Genomic DNA, 16,297 nt, shown 5'->3' on the forward strand with positions numbered 1-16,297 from the left:
CAACGTAAAAAAAGCATATATCATTTCTTGAACTTTGCGAACTTTTTTTGTTCTAAAAATGATATATGCTTTATAAATTCAGGGGTTGAGCTTATAAGTTGTCTCTGTATTGTCCTGCGGTAACCCCTTCATATTTCTTAAAAGTTCTCATAAATGTTTGGATACTATTAAAGCCGACCCTGAATCCGATCTCTTTTATGGTAAAGTTTGTTTCCTTTAAAAGATGTTTTGCCTTGGCGATACGGCTTTCATTTAAATATTCTACAAAGTTTTTTCCCAAATTCTCTTTGAATATCCTGCTTACATAGCTTGAACTGAATCCGACCCATTCAGCAACATCGTTTAATGAGATATCTTCATGCAAATGTTCATCAATGTATTCTAATATTTTTTCTACGTTTCGGTCCAATCTCTTCATATTCATATCATTTACTGCGTCGGTGATGGTGCGACATACTTCTGTCAGCCATATTCTGATATCTTCCAGTGTCTCTCTTTTAGAAAGTTCCGTATACAGATTGTATCCGCTCCAAAATACCCCTTCAACCGTCAGACCAAGTTCGATCAGTACTTCTGCCATTAAACTAATGATCCTTGCGAATATTTGCTGCAGGAAGTCATAAGGGATTGCACCGTTTTCATAGATTTCTTCCACCAATTCATCAAGTAAGATCATCACTTCTTTCTGATTCCCGGTTTTAAGATTGTTAATGATAATTTTTTCTTTTTCAGAGTGATAGTAATACAGTTCGTTAGACTGCGGCTCAATATCGCTAATACTGATAATTTCATTCTTTCCTTGATACAATTTGTATTTTAACGCATTCAGCGCTTCGCGGTAAGACTGCTTTATATTCAAAATATCCTTATATAGCCGTCCAATACCGAGTGTAACGGTAAAAGGAAAACATTTTTCCACTTGGTTCTTTATGATTTCTGCGAGGTGAAGGGCTTGCGTCTGTGCTTCCATCATCTTTATATATTCGTTATAATTAATAATTACCGCAAGCTTATCAGGTTCTACTTCTACACAAACACCTTTTTGATGATGAACTATTATTTGCTCAACCATATTTATCAGTTTTACTTTATGAAGGCTTCGGTCGATTTCATTAAAATTATCACAAAATTGATTGTAGTCATCGATTTGCATAGCAACTACAATAAAATTAGTCAAGCTAAAATCATTATCTAAAAAGCGGAGTTTTTCCGATATTTCTTTGACATTTTCGTTAATACCCATGATGAGGTTTGAAAACAATTTTTCTTTAATCATGGGCTTTAGCTGCTCTAATGTTTCTTCCATACTTCTGTTTTCATCTATAACATTACTGTAAGCGTGTCCTAAGAATTCATACTCGTTTTTAATAAGCCGGTCTTCTTCTTTTGCAGGAAATTGTTTGAAATTCAAAACCAATCCCATTAGATTTTCAATGGGGTCATAAATGCCTTTTGAAACAGCAAATGATATCAATAAACTCAATAAAATATAAATATATGTAATCACTAAAATGATTAATGTGACGATTTTTGTATCTGCCTGCAACTCATCGGTGGGAATGCTGTAAATGTATTTCCAGTTATTATTAGAAGAGGTCACGTATGTAAAGAAAGTTTGCTTTCCTTCATATTTTTCAATAAAGAACCCCCGGTCATTCTCAAAAATCTTTTTAGCATAAGGCAAATGGCTGATGTTGTTATATAGTTTGTTTTTATCTTTGTGCGATACAATCACACCATTGCTGCTAATAGCATAGACTTCTCCTTTGCTCTGTGTATGCAATCCTTCAATTGCTTTATAAATTTTTTCTTCGCTGACATTGATCACGACAGCACCTAGTTTACTGCCCGATTCGTAAAGAACATTGGCGATAAAAGTAATGTTATCGACTTGGTTTCCCGAAGCATCGGTAACCGTTCTTGTCTCTAATTGAAGGAGAGGAGAGGCGGATGCTTGGTATTTATCTAGCCACACCTTGTCATAGAAGTTTTCTAATTTATATGAATTGCCGTTTGAATGGAAAACTGACCTGTCTTTAGCACCATATACATATATGGAGTCGATGTATTGGCTGGAAGCGGCAATGTTTTTCAAGTTATTTATTATATTGATGTTTCTGCTGAAATAATCAATATGGGGATTGATTGCTAACTGTATGACATTTGTATCATTTGCTATTTGCTGCAATGTATGATTTATTTCGCCGTAGATCAAATCAACCATTTGGCTGGTCTTGTGAAGCATATCCAAATTGGTACTACGTGTCTGCTTTTGAATAGCCGAAGTAGACTGCCGGTAGATAATCCAATTGGCTGCCAATACAGGTATAATAGAAGATAGGATAAGAACAATAAAAGTCCTGAAGAAAATACTGTTAAATCTATAGTTCTGCAAATATGTCTTTTTCATAACAATACTAACTCCTTTATAGCAAATTTCAATGCGTGTGCTGTTATTTATAAATAGCCTATGTAATTTTATGAAGCAGTAGATATTATTAGTTCTTAAAACTTTGAAAGTTTGATTGAAATGCAGATGTAAACTATGCTGTTTGTCAGAGAAGAAGTATTGCCAAGTTCACTCGATAGCATTATATCATGATCCGCCCTATAATTCTACAGTATATAGATAGTTGAAATAGCGAAGGGGGATACCTGAAGAAGAATTGAAGACGGAAGCAGAGAAAAATTGCTATCATTTTATCTAATGGAGCAAAGACAGAGTAACACTTAGTGAAATATTAACATAACATAATAATGTATCCTGGTTTAATCAAGGAGGTGAAAATTATGGCATGCGGAGGCGGCGGTTTCTTTGGTGAAAATTCTGAAGTATTGTTTTTTATTTTGATATTCTTATTATTATTCTATAACACTGGATATGGTTATGGTTATGGATATGGTTATGCTCAGAAATAGCGATAAGAGTATCTGTTAAGAAGGGCGGTTTGGTCCACCCTTCTTTTTTTCTTTAATAAGCCTAATTTTAGATAGAATTCCGAAACGGCGGATACATATAGATAACTAAATTGAGATTTGCAATTTACCAAGTTAGATCTCTGTTACAATACTGCCGGTTTTATCTAAGTCATATCCGCCTATTCCTTGAAGTTCGGCCTTAAATTCTTTTGAATTAAGAATTTCAATAATTGCCTGAACATGTGGTAAATTCATATCTTCTTTTTTAATAACCATATCATACTTTTCCTTTTGCAGAGGTATGAAGTCTATTCCGGATACTTGCATGGCCGCTTTTTCATTACCTATACCCACATCTGCATCGCCTCTCGCCACAGTACTTGCGACTGCGAGATGGGATAGCTCTTCCCAATCGTAACCTCTTACAGACCAACTGGGGATGTTTAAACGACGGAGGGATTCGTCCAACAGGACACGGGTGCCGGAGCCCTTTTCACGGTTGATCATCAATACATCTGCCCGGGTAAGGTCCTGCCACTCCTTGATTTTCTTTGGGTTTCCCTTAGAAACATAAAAGCCTTGTATACGGCAGGCGATATGGATAACTACACTTGGAATGCCTGGCAGCAATCTGCGTATATAGGGAATGTTATATTCTCCCGTATCGCCGTCCCAAAGGTGGGCGGTAGCGATGGAAGCATTTCCATGATAAAGGGCATATAAGCCGTTATAACTTCCGACATAAGAACGCAGCACACGGACTCCATTCTGGTGACGCTCGAGGTGACGCGACAATATGTCGAGAAGAGCATCTTGACCGCAAATAATAAATTCCTTCTCGGTGAGATAATGCTTACGCAGGGGAGTATTCATTACAATACGGTTCTGATTAGGTGCAGTATTAACATGAGAGGAAGGTGCCGGAGTAGTACTTGTAGGCATAGGAGTATTAATGACGGAAGAACTCTTTTTTCCTTGGGTTTTATATTCTTCTACGTCCTGCGGATCTACACGGACCTTTCTTCCTACTCTGTATGCTTTCAGTTCTCCGCGCTTAATCAGTTCATAAACAGTGTTCTTAGCAATTTTCAAAATATCTGCGACTTCTTGGGGTGTTAAAGATGAATCGTCTCTCATGATATACGCTCCTTTCATTTGAGTCAATTATAGCATTTATTCCACATATTATCTATTATCTTCTTAAAAAATATTCTAAAAAGGAAAGAAAGCTTATAATACTATTCGTAATTGTATTGTAAAATATATATAAATGAACATTATGCAATATTACTGGAATTAAAAATGCAATATATAATATTTTTTATTTGATATATGTTGACATTATTGAGACACATTACTATAATATTAATTAATATAACGTTATATCATGTTTTGCTTTGTTGTGTAATGCAAAGAAACGTTTGAAAATTTAATATTTTTTGAAGAGTAAACGTCTCGATGGCGAGTTTGGAGCAATTTTAAATGACAATAGTTGTATCCAAGCGGTCGAGGCTTTATTGTTTATTTCATTATTTAGGAGGTAATATTATGATGAGGTTGTTAAAAAGATCTATTGTGTTGGTATTAATGTTAAGTTTCATTTTAATGGCGGCAGGTTGTCAGCAGTCTTCTGCGCCGCAATCCCAGCAAGACACTGCACCAGCGTCGGTACAACAAGAAAAAAATATTGAGCTTATTGTATCAGCCGCAGCGAGCATGAAAGATGCGATGGAAGAAATAAAGGAGCTTTACGCGCAAGAGAAAACCAATGTTACCATTACTTATAATTTCGGCTCCTCAGGTTCATTGCAGCAGCAAATAGAACAGGGTGCACCGGCTGATGTGTTCTTGTCGGCTGCTGCTAAACAAATGGATGCCTTAAAAGAAAAAGGTCTCATTATAGAAGATACTTATAAGGAACTGCTGGAAAACAAAGTTGTTTTAATAGCACCAAAAGATTCCTCTAAGGTATCCGGCTTTGAAGGTCTTGATGCTGAGGATGTCCAAAAAGTAGCGTTAGGTGAGCCGGAAAGTGTTCCGGCAGGAAAGTATGCTAAGGAAGTATTGACAAATCTAAAACTATGGGATAAAGTGCAGACTAAAGCTACACTGGGGAAAGATGTACGTGTGGTTTTAACGTGGGTGGAAACCGGTGATGTGGATGCCGGTATTGTATATGGAACAGATGCAAAGATATCTGATAAGGTTAAAGTTGTAGAAACTGCTCCGGAGGGTTCGCATTCGCCGGTCATCTATCCTGCAGCAGTGATAAAAGATAGTAAGAATGAGGCGGCAGCCAGAGAATTTATCACGTTTTTAACAGGAGATAAGGCAAAAGATGTGTTTGAAAAGTATGGGTTTAGTGTGCTTGCGAAGTAAGTGCTAATTTTAATGTACATGCTTTTTGGTATCTAAGTGCATAGTAAGGAACGCCCCTTGTGGCGTTCCGTTTTGCATCATATAGAGATGTATTGTTTATTTTAAAATATAAATGCTTCTTAATAATATGAGGGGGAGTGTTCGTGGGGTTTGATTTATCACCGTTATGGATTTCAACAAAAACAGCTTTTGCAGCAACAATATTTGCTTTTTTTCTCGGGATTATAGCTGCTCAATGGATTGCCAATTATCAGGGGAGATTGAAAGGACTTATTGACGGGATTTTGAATCTTCCTTTGGTATTGCCACCTACAGTTGTAGGGTTCTTCCTCTTGCTTTTGCTTGGAAAGAACGGACCTATCGGACGGCTCCTCCTTCATCTTGGAACGACGATTATCTTCTCTTGGTATGCTGCGGTGATTGCGGCAACAACGGTAGCCTTTCCTTTGATGTATAAAACTGCGAGAGCAGCTTTTGAACAGGTGGATGGCAATGTTCTAAATGCGGCACGTACATTGGGAGTGTCGGAATGGCGGATATTTTGGAGAATTACTCTGCCTATGGCTTGGCCGGGAATCGCGGCCGGAACCATTTTATCCTTTGCCCGGGCGCTTGGAGAATTTGGGGCTACTCTAATGGTTGCGGGAAATATTCCCGGGAGAACCCAAACCATGCCGGTTGCTATTTTCTTTGCGGCAGAAGGCGGGGATATGGGGAGAGCGCTGACGTGGGTACTTCTTATTGTAACTATTTCCCTTATTGTGATTCTTTTGATGAATTACTGGCTTGATCATCAGCGTAAATTTATATCAGGGACAGGTGGGCGGTAAGATGGATCTTTTGGTAGATATTCAGAAAAAACTTCACGGCTTTACACTGGAGGCTTCCTTTCGTACTCGGAACGCCCCCCTTGCGCTGCTAGGTGCTTCCGGATCAGGCAAGAGTATGACTTTAAGATGTATTGCCGGATTGGAGACGCCTACCAAAGGGCGTATTGAATTAGATGGACGGGTTCTTTTTGACTCGGATAAAGGAATCAATCTGCCCTGCCGTAAAAGGAAAATAGGATTTCTTTTCCAAAATTTTGCGCTTTTCCCTCATATGACGGTAGCGCAAAATATCGCTTTTGGGTTGCATGGGCTGACGAAGAGTGAACAAACGCGTATTATAAAAGAAAAAATTGCCATGATGCAGTTGGAGGGATTGGAACATCGGTACCCATCCCAAATGTCGGGAGGGCAGCAACAGCGGGTGGCGCTTGCCCGGGCCTTGGCGGTTGAGCCGGAAGTGCTGTTGTTGGATGAACCTTTTTCTGCGCTTGATAATCATTTGAGGAGTCAGATGGAGAGGCAGCTCATAGAGATTTTATCTGAGTATCAGGGTACTACGTTGTTTGTAACACATAATATGGCTGAAGCGTATCGAGTATGCAAAGATATTGTTATTTTTTCGCAAGGTAAAATAGTGGCGGATGGAGAGAAAGAAAGTATCTTTCATAAGCCGCCTAGTTATGATGCGGCACAGCTAACAGGCTGCAAGAATATTTCCGAAGCTAGAAAGATATCCGATCATCTGGTGGAAGCAGTGGATTGGGGATGTGTTCTTCATACCGATGAGCCTGTCGGTGATTCGGTTAAGTATGTTGGGATTAGGGCACACTATCTTGAATTCACTGAACATTCTGACAAGCACAATACGTTTGAATGTTGGGTTACACGTGTTAGTGAAGCACCTTTTGAGGTGACGGTGTATTTGAGTTTGACGCATGCGGTTGATAGAACGAAAAAATATCACCTGCAGTGGGAGGTTTCGAAAGAGAGATGGGAAAAAATTAAGAACATAGAAACACTATGGAGAGTATCCATTGATCCGAAAAAGCTTTTTTTAATTTTATGATAAAGGAGGAATAGTCTATGTTTAAATCTATATGTAGAGAATTATCTATTATTCTATCAGCATTTTATTCATGCAAGCATGCAAAAGAAAACTGGATTTTGAATATGGCGGACTTAAGTGAACCGTCCAAATAAGGAAGGAGAGAAAGCTCTAGATGAAATTCAAGAATGGCCAGTGGGTTTGATTATGGGACAGTTAAGTGAAGTAATAGTTAATAAAGCCTTAGTGATGTAAAGTCTAAGAAGCGATAATGAACATCATGGAAGCTTTATTTTTTTGTCAAAATCGAGAAGGTATGAAGAAAATGTGAATAATTGTACATAATAAGTACAAATATTATTAATTAGTACGCTTCAAAGTATAAGATACACATAAGAGTGGAGGAGATGAAAGGCCGCCATTATTTTAATAGAATGGACTGGTTTTATGAGGAAACGAGGCAATGTGTTATGGATACAGTGATTAATTCAATGCTCAGGGCCGTATTTGCATATTTATTATTGATGGTTGTCGCAAGATTAATGGGTAGGAAAGCGATTGCCCAGATGACTTTTTTTGATTTTGCGGTAGCAATCACCCTGGGTTCGGTAACGGCAAATTTAGCGTTAGGACCTAAAGCTTCAGCAGCTTCGGCGACTGCAACCTTGATTACGCTTGCGGCTTTGGCTATTCTAACCGGATATATCCACATCAAAAGTTTCAAAGGAAGAAAGCTTATCGATTCTGAGCCGGTAACTGTTATAAAGAATGGGCAGATCGTCAATGAGAACATGAAAAAAATTCGATTCACGATTGATGATTTAACTTCTTTGCTTAGAGAGAAGAATATGTTTAATGTTGCGGATGTAGAGTTTGCTATTTTAGAAAGTGACGGTAAGATATCCGTATTACCCAAGTCCCAGAAACAACCCCTAACCCCTTCCGACTTGAATATATCTACCGGCTATAAGGGATTGACAAAGGACTTGGTCATAGATGGCAGCATTATGTATGAGAATTTGCAGGATATTCATCTTAATGAGCAGTGGCTGCGGGATGAATTGGAAAAACAAAATATTGTGGATGTTTCTGAAGTATTTTATGCAGGACTTGATACATCGGGAACTTTATATGTGTCAAAGAAGTCTCATGCTGATGAAAAAGAAGGACAATATGGTATCGAGTAGGATGATAATGAGAAAAGAAAAACATGTAATTCTGCCGATAAATATGAAGGAAAATGATGTACCCGTGTAGAATATAAAAAGTATCAGGATCATAGGTGGTGATGATTGGATGAAAAGAATCATATATTATCTGGAAATGATTTTTTTATGTTCTATATTATGGGTTATTCTTAATGAGCGAATCACCATTGGACACATAGTGCTTGGTGGTGTTTTGGGTCTGTTCGCTGTGCTCATATCAGACCGGTTTCTTTTATTTGTTAATTACAAGAGGACGTATAAAGTGCGTCCTTTATGGCTCCTCAAGTACTTACTATACTTACTTTTTCAAATCTACCTTTCGGGTTTCTCTACCATCTCAAAAATTATATCGGGCAATATCAATCCGGATATAGTTGAAATCGAAACTGAAATAAAAAATGATTTTTATATATGTATACTTGCAAATTCTATTACATTAACACCGGGTACGGTAACTGTGGATAAAGTGGGACAAAAGCTAAAGGTATTGTGGATTGATTGCACCACCAAAGATTCCCGGTTGGCCGGCCGGATCATTAAGGGAAAACTTGAGAAAATGATGATCGGAAGGTGATGAGATGTTTGTAAAAATAGTGTTAACGATTTTGGGCGTATTGGCATTAGCAAGTGTGATTAGAATAATTTTAGGTCCTACCATATGGGACAGGCTGCTTGCGCTTAATCTATTTTCGTCAAAAATTATTATGCTGATTGTATTATTTGCTGTGGTCATGCAAAAATCGTATTTGTTAGATATAGCGATAGTATATGTTCTGCTGGGATTTATCAGTATCATTTTTATCGCAAATTTTATTCAAAAAAAAGGAAAGATATAGCTATGATCAATCTATTAGGAAATATCATTATTTCTATCGGTATAGTTTTTATATGTTTTGGAGTATTTGGAATATTCAGATTTAATGATTTCTATTCCAGAATACTTATTGCATCCAAGGTGGATACGGTAGGGTTTATAACTATTATGACAGGAGTGATTCTCAAGCAGGGATTCAGCTTTTTTTCCCTTAAGGTGCTGCTGATATTGATTGTCATGATTATTACAAATCCTCTTGCTACCCACTCCATTGCCCGGTCAGCATATTTCAGCGGATATAGAGTGAAGAAGGGAGAATAATATGCTGTTAAAGATTTTCTTGATACTTATGATCTTGTTTGCGATTATGGCCGTACAAACTCACAAGCTTCGCAGGGCGGTTATCTATCTAGGCATATTTTCATTAATCAGCTCATTTTGCTATCTGCTGTATAGTGCGCCTGATGTTGCCATCGCGGAGGCTATTATCGGCAGTACATTGTCAACAATACTATACCTTGTAGCTTTGCAAAAATATAAGGTCTTTACTATCTATTATACTGATGACAGCTGTGGGGTGATAGATGATGTATGTATCAACAAAGGGCGGGAGCGCATTCTTGATTTGATAGAGCAATTCTGTATATCCAGAGAATTAGAGCCGCAAGTCATCTACACCGCAGAAAGCCTAAAGCATTTAGAAGAAAACCATCAATACGATCTGATTGTGCGGCATGAGGGGGACCAAACTTCGGTTTTCGGTAATAAGCAAAACTATCAATTCGATGCGCTGAGGAGGTATATTCAGAGCAAGAAGGAAAGTGATATAAAATTTGTGGTATATGAAATCGAAGAAGGTGATTGACTTTGAGGAGAAAAATACTTTTCGTATATGTTCTATTGATGGGTGTGTTGTTTCTGGGTATATATGCAGGGGCGGGACAAGTGCTGCCTAATGAAATATTCGAATACTATCAAAAATATTTTATCCGTGATACAGCGGCGCAAAACGCAGTGACAGCAATATATTTGAATTATAGGGTTTTTGATACTATGTTTGAGGCACTAATGCTGCTCATTAGCATTATAGGCATTATTTATTTTTCCAGGCATGAGGAGGGACATATGGATGAATGAAAATTCAGAAATCATATCCATTATGATTGGAATGATGTACCCATTTATTCTATTGTTTGGTTTTTATATCATCCTAAACGGGCATTTGACTCCCGGAGGAGGTTTTCAGGGCGGAGCGATATTATCGGCTGTATTTATGAGCCGATACCTGGTGAGGCCGGTACAAGACATCCGATTGAATAGTCTGCAAATGCTTGAAAAGATGATTTATGTTCTAATCATTGCGATCCCGTTGGTATTCTTACTATTAAAGTTTAATTTTATGTATCCCTTCTTAAACCGGTATTACTTGGTGGCTATGAATGCGCTGATAGGCATAAAAGTATGCTGCGGTTTGAGTATTGTTTTCTTTAGATTTGTTTTTTATGAAAGCAGGTGACTTTTTGGATTGGTTAAATGGTGAGACGGTAAGCATCATATTATTTTTTATAGGGATTTACGGAATTATTGCCAGAAGAAATATCGTAAAGACGGTGATATCTATCGGGATCATGGAATCCGCGATCATATTGTTTTTTATGACTATTAATTTTAAGGAAGGGGATATGCCGCCAATCGGCGGTTCGGCTTATGGCTGTATGGCGGACCCTCTTCCACAGGCATTGATGATTACTGCGATTGTCATAGGGGTAGCGGTGACGGCAGTGAGCTTGACTATGTTTATCACCCTTTATCACAAATACGGTACAACAAACTGGAAGAAAGTTAAATCAAGAAGAAGGGAGCAACGATAGAATGATTTCTTTGTATTTTTTTATCTTGCTGCCAATACTTTCTGCGACATTGCTATACTTAGCTTTGGGGAAGTACAGCAAGAGGGTTGCGATACTACTGCAGATATTCCTTTTTTTGGCTTCGGTCAAGAACTTTATACTTGTTAAGCACAGTGGTGTGATTACGGAATCCTTAGGAGGATGGAAAGGGTATGTTGGCATTGTGCTACGGGCAGATATACTTTCTTCGGTATTGGTGATGCTTACCGCATTCTTGTTTTTAGCCATGCTTATATTCAATTACAGTAAGATGTATGTGGATAAGCTTTTTTTATTTTTGTTTTTGGTATTACAGGCACTCATTATTGGCATATTTCTATCAAATGATTTATTTAATGTATTCATATTAGCAGAGATTTCAACTATTACCATTAGCATATTGATCATGTTTAAAAAAGATAGTCAGGCTATCTATGACGGTATCATCTATTTATTGGTCAATATTGTCGCGATGACTTTTTTTCTTTTTGGAATTGGGTTTATTTATAAAACAATGGGAGTATTGGATTTTGGGGGCATACAGGAAAGAATGAAGTTCATAGAACATCCCCGTACACTTATCATACCGTATGCGTTAATGATTACGGCGGTTAGTTTGAAATGTGCGTTGATGCCGCTGTTTAGCTGGCTTCCGAAAGCCCATGGGACCCCGAGTGCGCCTTCCATTGTATCCGCCATATTATCAGGTCTGTATGTAAAGAGCGGTATCTATCTTTTTATAAGGATTCAAGAGATGTTTCAAGGGGTGATAGATACATCGGAATTGTTTTTGGTCATGGGTTTGCTTACCGGAATGATTGGCTTTTTTCTGGCATTGTCCCAGACCGATTTAAAGCTGATCCTTGCCTATCATACGGTCTCCCAAATCGGACTGATTATGATCGGATTAAACTTTCCTAATAAATATTCCTATTGGGGTTCCATATACCATATCGTGAATCATGCTTTCTTTAAATCCACACTGTTTTTGGGAGCGGGGATGATCATTGAAGAATATAAGACAAGAAATTTATGGGAGATTAAAGGAGTTTTCAGGAGGATGCCTATCGTAGCGGCGGCATCTGTTTTGGCGATACTGGGTATCACCGGAGCGCCATTGTTTAATGGAAGTATTTCGAAATATTTAATTCAAAGCGGGATAAAAGGGAATGCGCTGGAATATGGCATCTTGATTATTAATCTAGGGACCATTGTGTCATTTTTAAAATACTCGTCCATATTTTGGGGCGACAGTAAGCAAAGTAAGGTAAATATAGATCATTACCGCAGTATTACCATTATTACCCTAGGACTGATATGCTTTACCGGAGGCGTTTGGGGACAGGGATTTATCGAATTGTTATTTAATCAGCAGGTTTCCATTGATATATTTTCATACCTTCAAAAAGCCGGAATTTACTTGATAAGCTTAATCGCCGGAGTGATTATTTATAAAAAGATTATATTAAAATCGAAATGGCTGTATAGGATAAAAGAGTTTGAACTGGATTTTAACAACATATGCCTTTCTATAACTATTTTTTTATGTGTGATAGCCGTTTATCTGGCGGTTAGATATATGTAAAAAGGAAAAAGGGGCACTAAGAGAGAGTTTATTGCATATATGCAGTAAACTCTTTTTTGTTATTGAGGAAATAGCCTGTGCAAAATTCTATGGATATTTTTATTGTAGGGGCGCGCATTGCGCGTCCGCCTTGGTAACCTGTGATATTCACAAACGGCCGATGGCCGGCCTTTGTAGTTGACTGTTAGAGCAGAGCTTATGCTTCTATTTTAAGCATATCCTTTCATCGATATGCATATATGAGCATGGAAATCATATATGGGATAATGGGGAATCTTAAGATAAAGATGCTATTGTTGTGTATTTTAGACGATAGAGAATATTTTTTGACAGTCAATATTATTACTATTGACAAGGAAAAAAATCAGGAGTATAATCATAAATAAGCACAAATGATAACAAATGGTCATAGAGATTGGCTTGAATGATCGAGTGTGATCGGAAATGATAAAATGAACGGAGAAATATGCCATGTTATATGAAGAAGAACGAAAAGTAAAGATAGCGCAATATGTTCAGGAACATTCCAGGGCATCGGTTCCGGAGTTAAGTCAGTATTTTGAAGTGTCCGAATCTACAATCCGGCGCGATTTAAAAGAATTGGAAGAATCAAAGCTGTTGAAAAGAACGCATGGTGGAGCGGTATTTATGCAGGAGGTGAATTTTGAGCCGACTTTTATAGAAAAGGAAGATAAATTCCGCAAAGAGAAGGAGAGTATAGCCCGTAAAGCTGCCGAATTTATTAAAGATGGAGATACCATTTTATTGGACTCGGGAACTACCATCTTTCATTTGGCAAAAGAAATAAAGGTTTTTTCCAATCTGACAGTGGTTACAAACTCCTTAATTTTAGCCCATGAGCTGCAAGGGTATAAAGGAATTGAAGTACTGGTTACCGGAGGGGTTTTACGCCAGCAAACACTGGCACTGGTAGGGCCTATCGCAGAACAATCTCTCAAGATGGTTTGTGTTGATAAAGCCTTTATTGGAACAAACGGCATGGATATTCGGCAAGGCCTTACCACTCCTAATCTGATAGAGGCTGCAAGTAAAAGAAAAATGATTGAAGCAGCAAAGGAAGTAATTTTGTTATCTGACCATACCAAAGAAGGAAAAGTTTCTTTCGGAAAATTTGCGGACTTCGAAGAGATTGATAAATATATTGTAAGCGATGGCATTTCGGAAGAATATGTAAAAGCGATAAAACGAGTTGGAAAAGAGATATATATTGTTAAGTCGTAGGAGGGGATAAAATGAACTCACCGGTAGTTACCGTCACACTCAATCCCGCCTTGGATAAGACCATAACGGTAAAAAGCTTAAAAATAGGTGGGTTGAACCGTGTTCAGGATATGCGTATAGACCCAGGCGGAAAAGGGATTAATGTGGCAAAAGTATTGAAAAATTTCAAAGTGGATGCCCTAGCGGCGGGATTAACCGCAGGATTTCAAGGGCAGCTGCTGCTGGAATATCTGGAAGAAGAAGATATCAAGACTTCTTTCATAAATGCAGAAGGAGAGACACGAACAAATTCGAAAATAGTGGATGAAAAAGCGAAAGTCACCACTGAAATTAATGAACCCGGATTTTTTGTTACTCCGAAAATTTTAGCCCATTTTAACGAAAGGCTTTCAAATTTATTGGATTATTCTTCTATCTTGGTTCTTGGTGGTAGTTTACCTCCGGGGGTGCCTGAAGATATCTACAGAATCTATGTTGAAATGGCAAATAGCAAAGGGGTTAGAACTATCCTTGATGCAGATGGTAAAGCGTTGGAAGAAGGCATTAAAGCCGTTCCGTTTGCTATAAAACCAAATATTTATGAATTGGAAAAGTTAGTAGGTATGAAGCTTTTAACAGAGAAAGAAATTCTTTCTGCCGGACGAAATTTGATAGAACAAGGCGTAAGCATGGTATTAATATCTATGGGAAAAGAAGGTGCGGTCATTCTTAACAACAAAGAAGCCTACCGTGTAAATAGCTTTTCTATTATTCCGAAGAGTACGGTAGGTGCGGGAGATTCTATGGTTGCTGCTCTCGCTTATACATTATTGGAAAATAAAACGCTGGAGGAAATTGCGCTGTGGACTACGGCAGCCGGTACCATTACTGCTTCAAAGCCCGGAACTCAAGTGTGCACACTGTCTGAAGTCCAACAATCTCTGCACCAAGTGCGCGCACTTAAAATATAAACATAAAAAATACAAATTTTCTAAAATTTAAAGGAGGTTCGTTTTATGAAAAAGATATTAGCAGTTACTGCTTGTCCGACGGGGATCGCTCACACCTATATGGCTGCTGAAGCCTTGGAAAAGGCCGCAAAAGAAAAAAATGTAGATTTCAAAGTAGAAACCCGGGGTGCTGTTGGTGTTGAAAATGCATTATCCGAAGAAGAAATTGCACAAGCGCATGCGGATATGGATGTTGATGAAGGGCGTTTTGCCGGCAAACCTGTGGTAAAGACTGCGGTGGGACAAGCCATTAAAGACGCGGCAAAGCTTATTGATGAAGCATTGCAAAAAAAACCTTCAGCTTCGGGACAAGATTATGTTGAACAGATCGCAAAAGCAAAGACAGAGCGAAGCGGGAAGAGAACAGGCCCATATAAACATTTGATGACAGGGGTATCCTACATGCTTCCTTTGGTGGTTGCCGGTGGATTGATAATCGCTCTTTCCTTTGTATTCGGAATTGAAGCATTTAAAGAACAAGGGACGCTTGCAGCTGCATTGATGGATATTGGGGGCGGTACGGCATTTGCTTTGATGGTTCCTATTTTAGCAGGTTTCATTGCATATTCCATTGCTGAGAAACCCGGATTAGCGCCGGGCTTGGTGGGAGGTATGCTGGCATCTAAAATCGGTGCAGGATTTCTTGGTGGTATCATTGCAGGTTTTATAGCAGGGTATGTTGCAAAAGCGCTGAAAGATAACATTAAATTATCTAAAAATCTATCGGGTCTTGTTCCTATACTGATCATTCCTTTCATATCTACCTTGGTTGTCGGTCTATTAATGGTTTACGTAGTAGGCACACCAATGAAAGGGATCATGGAGGGACTGACCGCTTGGCTTACAACTCTCGGAACCGGCAACGCGGTTCTGCTGGGATTACTTCTGGGAGCGATGATGGCTTTTGATATGGGCGGACCGGTGAACAAGGCTGCTTATACCTTTGCAGTAGGGTTATTGGGAAGTAATGTGTATGGCCCGATGGCAGCAGTAATGGCAGCGGGGATGACACCGCCACTGGGAATGTGGCTTGCAACGTTGTTGGCACCTAAGAAATATACGGTGGAAGAAAGAGAGGCCGGTAAAGCCGCTGCGGTATTGGGTATCTCTTTTATTACCGAAGGTGTGATTCCTTTTGCTGCGGCAGACCTGTTCCGTGTTATTCCGGCCACCATGTTAGGTGCTGGGATTACCGGCGCGCTTTCAATGATGTTTGGGAACACCTTGCGTGCACCACACGGTGGAATCTTTGTACTTCCTATTCCAAACGCGGTAGGTAATCTGCCAATGTATGCTGTTGCCATCGTTGTGGGAACTGTTGTAACGGCATTAACGGTAAATATATTGAAGAAGAATAAAGAATAAGAGTATAGCGTTAAAGTGTTCGGTTAAAATAA

18 protein-coding genes are annotated in these 16,297 nt (G+C 38.6%); 16 read left to right on the plus strand and 2 right to left on the minus strand.

Going from position 1 to position 16,297, the window contains the following annotated elements; translation table 11 throughout:
* Positions 1-91: 91 nt before the first annotated feature.
* Positions 92-2,410: a helix-turn-helix domain-containing protein gene (locus tag QKW49_RS17905; RefSeq protein ID WP_282864023.1), complete on the minus strand. Its 2,319-nt coding sequence runs from the start codon at positions 2,408-2,410 to the stop codon at positions 92-94.
* Positions 2,411-2,790: 380 nt separating this feature from the next.
* Between QKW49_RS17905 and QKW49_RS17910 the strand changes: the two genes are divergently transcribed.
* Positions 2,791-2,919, plus strand: coding sequence for a hypothetical protein (locus QKW49_RS17910; protein ID WP_282864024.1), 129 nt, complete (start codon positions 2,791-2,793; stop codon positions 2,917-2,919).
* A gap of 132 nt (positions 2,920-3,051) precedes the next feature.
* Here the strand turns inward: QKW49_RS17910 and QKW49_RS17915 are convergent, their stop codons facing one another.
* Entirely contained in the window at positions 3,052-4,056 is a 1,005-nt protein-coding gene (locus QKW49_RS17915) for a helix-turn-helix transcriptional regulator (RefSeq protein ID WP_282864025.1), read from the minus strand.
* A gap of 411 nt (positions 4,057-4,467) precedes the next feature.
* On the opposite strand from QKW49_RS17915, the gene modA reads away from it, so the two are divergent.
* The 15 genes from modA to QKW49_RS17990 all read left to right on the plus strand — a co-directional run bounded on the left by modA (position 4,468) and on the right by QKW49_RS17990 (position 16,265).
* Positions 4,468-5,298, plus strand: coding sequence for a molybdate ABC transporter substrate-binding protein (gene modA, locus QKW49_RS17920; RefSeq protein ID WP_349239037.1), 831 nt, complete (start codon positions 4,468-4,470; stop codon positions 5,296-5,298).
* Between the two features lie 143 nt (positions 5,299-5,441).
* The gene (modB, locus tag QKW49_RS17925; RefSeq protein ID WP_282864026.1) at positions 5,442-6,128 is read left to right on the plus strand and encodes a molybdate ABC transporter permease subunit; all 687 of its coding nucleotides are present in this window, start codon (positions 5,442-5,444) and stop codon (positions 6,126-6,128) included.
* Between the two features lies 1 nt (position 6,129).
* Positions 6,130-7,194 (plus strand): sulfate/molybdate ABC transporter ATP-binding protein, encoded by a 1,065-nt coding sequence (locus QKW49_RS17930; RefSeq protein ID WP_282864027.1) that lies wholly within the window; start codon positions 6,130-6,132, stop codon positions 7,192-7,194.
* 449 nt (positions 7,195-7,643) lie between these two features.
* Positions 7,644-8,360, plus strand: a complete 717-nt coding sequence (locus QKW49_RS17935; protein ID WP_282864028.1) for a DUF421 domain-containing protein — start codon at positions 7,644-7,646, stop codon at positions 8,358-8,360.
* Between the two features lie 109 nt (positions 8,361-8,469).
* The gene (locus tag QKW49_RS17940; RefSeq protein WP_282864029.1) at positions 8,470-8,955 is read left to right on the plus strand and encodes a Na+/H+ antiporter subunit E; all 486 of its coding nucleotides are present in this window, start codon (positions 8,470-8,472) and stop codon (positions 8,953-8,955) included.
* Positions 8,956-8,959: 4 nt separating this feature from the next.
* Positions 8,960-9,217, plus strand: coding sequence for a monovalent cation/H+ antiporter complex subunit F (locus tag QKW49_RS17945; RefSeq protein ID WP_282864030.1), 258 nt, complete (start codon positions 8,960-8,962; stop codon positions 9,215-9,217).
* A gap of 2 nt (positions 9,218-9,219) precedes the next feature.
* Positions 9,220-9,516 (plus strand): monovalent cation/H(+) antiporter subunit G, encoded by a 297-nt coding sequence (gene mnhG / locus QKW49_RS17950; RefSeq protein WP_282864031.1) that lies wholly within the window; start codon positions 9,220-9,222, stop codon positions 9,514-9,516.
* A gap of 1 nt (position 9,517) precedes the next feature.
* On the plus strand, positions 9,518-10,060 hold the full coding sequence (locus QKW49_RS17955) for a DUF4040 domain-containing protein (protein WP_282864032.1): 543 nt from the start codon (positions 9,518-9,520) through the stop codon (positions 10,058-10,060).
* 2 nt (positions 10,061-10,062) lie between these two features.
* Positions 10,063-10,332, plus strand: a complete 270-nt coding sequence (locus tag QKW49_RS17960; RefSeq protein WP_282864033.1) for a hypothetical protein — start codon at positions 10,063-10,065, stop codon at positions 10,330-10,332.
* Positions 10,325-10,711 carry an MnhB domain-containing protein gene (locus QKW49_RS17965; protein ID WP_282864034.1) on the plus strand — a complete coding sequence of 129 codons (387 nt, stop codon included), beginning with the start codon at positions 10,325-10,327 and terminating at the stop codon, positions 10,709-10,711. Before QKW49_RS17960 ends, QKW49_RS17965 begins: the two co-directional genes overlap by 8 nt.
* 4 nt (positions 10,712-10,715) lie before the next feature.
* Positions 10,716-11,066, plus strand: coding sequence for a cation:proton antiporter subunit C (locus tag QKW49_RS17970; RefSeq protein WP_282864035.1), 351 nt, complete (start codon positions 10,716-10,718; stop codon positions 11,064-11,066).
* Position 11,067: 1 nt separating this feature from the next.
* Positions 11,068-12,669 (plus strand): proton-conducting transporter membrane subunit, encoded by a 1,602-nt coding sequence (locus QKW49_RS17975; protein WP_282864036.1) that lies wholly within the window; start codon positions 11,068-11,070, stop codon positions 12,667-12,669.
* Positions 12,670-13,140: 471 nt separating this feature from the next.
* Positions 13,141-13,911 carry a DeoR/GlpR family DNA-binding transcription regulator gene (locus QKW49_RS17980; protein ID WP_282864037.1) on the plus strand — a complete coding sequence of 257 codons (771 nt, stop codon included), beginning with the start codon at positions 13,141-13,143 and terminating at the stop codon, positions 13,909-13,911.
* Positions 13,912-13,922: 11 nt separating this feature from the next.
* Complete coding sequence (gene pfkB / locus QKW49_RS17985) at positions 13,923-14,861, plus strand: 1-phosphofructokinase (RefSeq protein ID WP_282864038.1); 939 nt, start codon at positions 13,923-13,925, stop codon at positions 14,859-14,861.
* A gap of 45 nt (positions 14,862-14,906) precedes the next feature.
* Complete coding sequence (locus tag QKW49_RS17990) at positions 14,907-16,265, plus strand: fructose-specific PTS transporter subunit EIIC (protein ID WP_282864039.1); 1,359 nt, start codon at positions 14,907-14,909, stop codon at positions 16,263-16,265.
* Positions 16,266-16,297 lie beyond the last annotated feature (32 nt).

This window comes from Petroclostridium sp. X23 (assembly GCF_030013905.1).
Taxonomy (GTDB): Bacteria; Bacillota; Clostridia; order SK-Y3; family SK-Y3; genus X23.

Excerpts from the sequence above, each read along its gene's own strand:
- QKW49_RS17905 (WP_282864023.1), bottom strand. The coding sequence starts at position 2,410 with ATGAAAAAGACATATTTGCAGAACTATAGATTTAACAGTATTTTCTTC.
- QKW49_RS17910 (WP_282864024.1), top strand. The coding sequence starts at position 2,791 with ATGGCATGCGGAGGCGGCGGTTTCTTTGGTGAAAATTCTGAAGTATTG.
- QKW49_RS17915 (WP_282864025.1), bottom strand. The coding sequence starts at position 4,056 with ATGAGAGACGATTCATCTTTAACACCCCAAGAAGTCGCAGATATTTTG.
- modA (WP_349239037.1), top strand. The coding sequence starts at position 4,468 with ATGATGAGGTTGTTAAAAAGATCTATTGTGTTGGTATTAATGTTAAGT.
- QKW49_RS17930 (WP_282864027.1), top strand. The coding sequence starts at position 6,130 with ATGGATCTTTTGGTAGATATTCAGAAAAAACTTCACGGCTTTACACTG.
- QKW49_RS17935 (WP_282864028.1), top strand. The coding sequence starts at position 7,644 with ATGGATACAGTGATTAATTCAATGCTCAGGGCCGTATTTGCATATTTA.
- QKW49_RS17940 (WP_282864029.1), top strand. The coding sequence starts at position 8,470 with ATGAAAAGAATCATATATTATCTGGAAATGATTTTTTTATGTTCTATA.
- QKW49_RS17945 (WP_282864030.1), top strand. The coding sequence starts at position 8,960 with ATGTTTGTAAAAATAGTGTTAACGATTTTGGGCGTATTGGCATTAGCA.
- mnhG (WP_282864031.1), top strand. The coding sequence starts at position 9,220 with ATGATCAATCTATTAGGAAATATCATTATTTCTATCGGTATAGTTTTT.
- QKW49_RS17955 (WP_282864032.1), top strand. The coding sequence starts at position 9,518 with ATGCTGTTAAAGATTTTCTTGATACTTATGATCTTGTTTGCGATTATG.
- QKW49_RS17965 (WP_282864034.1), top strand. The coding sequence starts at position 10,325 with ATGAATGAAAATTCAGAAATCATATCCATTATGATTGGAATGATGTAC.
- QKW49_RS17975 (WP_282864036.1), top strand. The coding sequence starts at position 11,068 with ATGATTTCTTTGTATTTTTTTATCTTGCTGCCAATACTTTCTGCGACA.
- QKW49_RS17980 (WP_282864037.1), top strand. The coding sequence starts at position 13,141 with ATGTTATATGAAGAAGAACGAAAAGTAAAGATAGCGCAATATGTTCAG.
- pfkB (WP_282864038.1), top strand. The coding sequence starts at position 13,923 with ATGAACTCACCGGTAGTTACCGTCACACTCAATCCCGCCTTGGATAAG.
- QKW49_RS17990 (WP_282864039.1), top strand. The coding sequence starts at position 14,907 with ATGAAAAAGATATTAGCAGTTACTGCTTGTCCGACGGGGATCGCTCAC.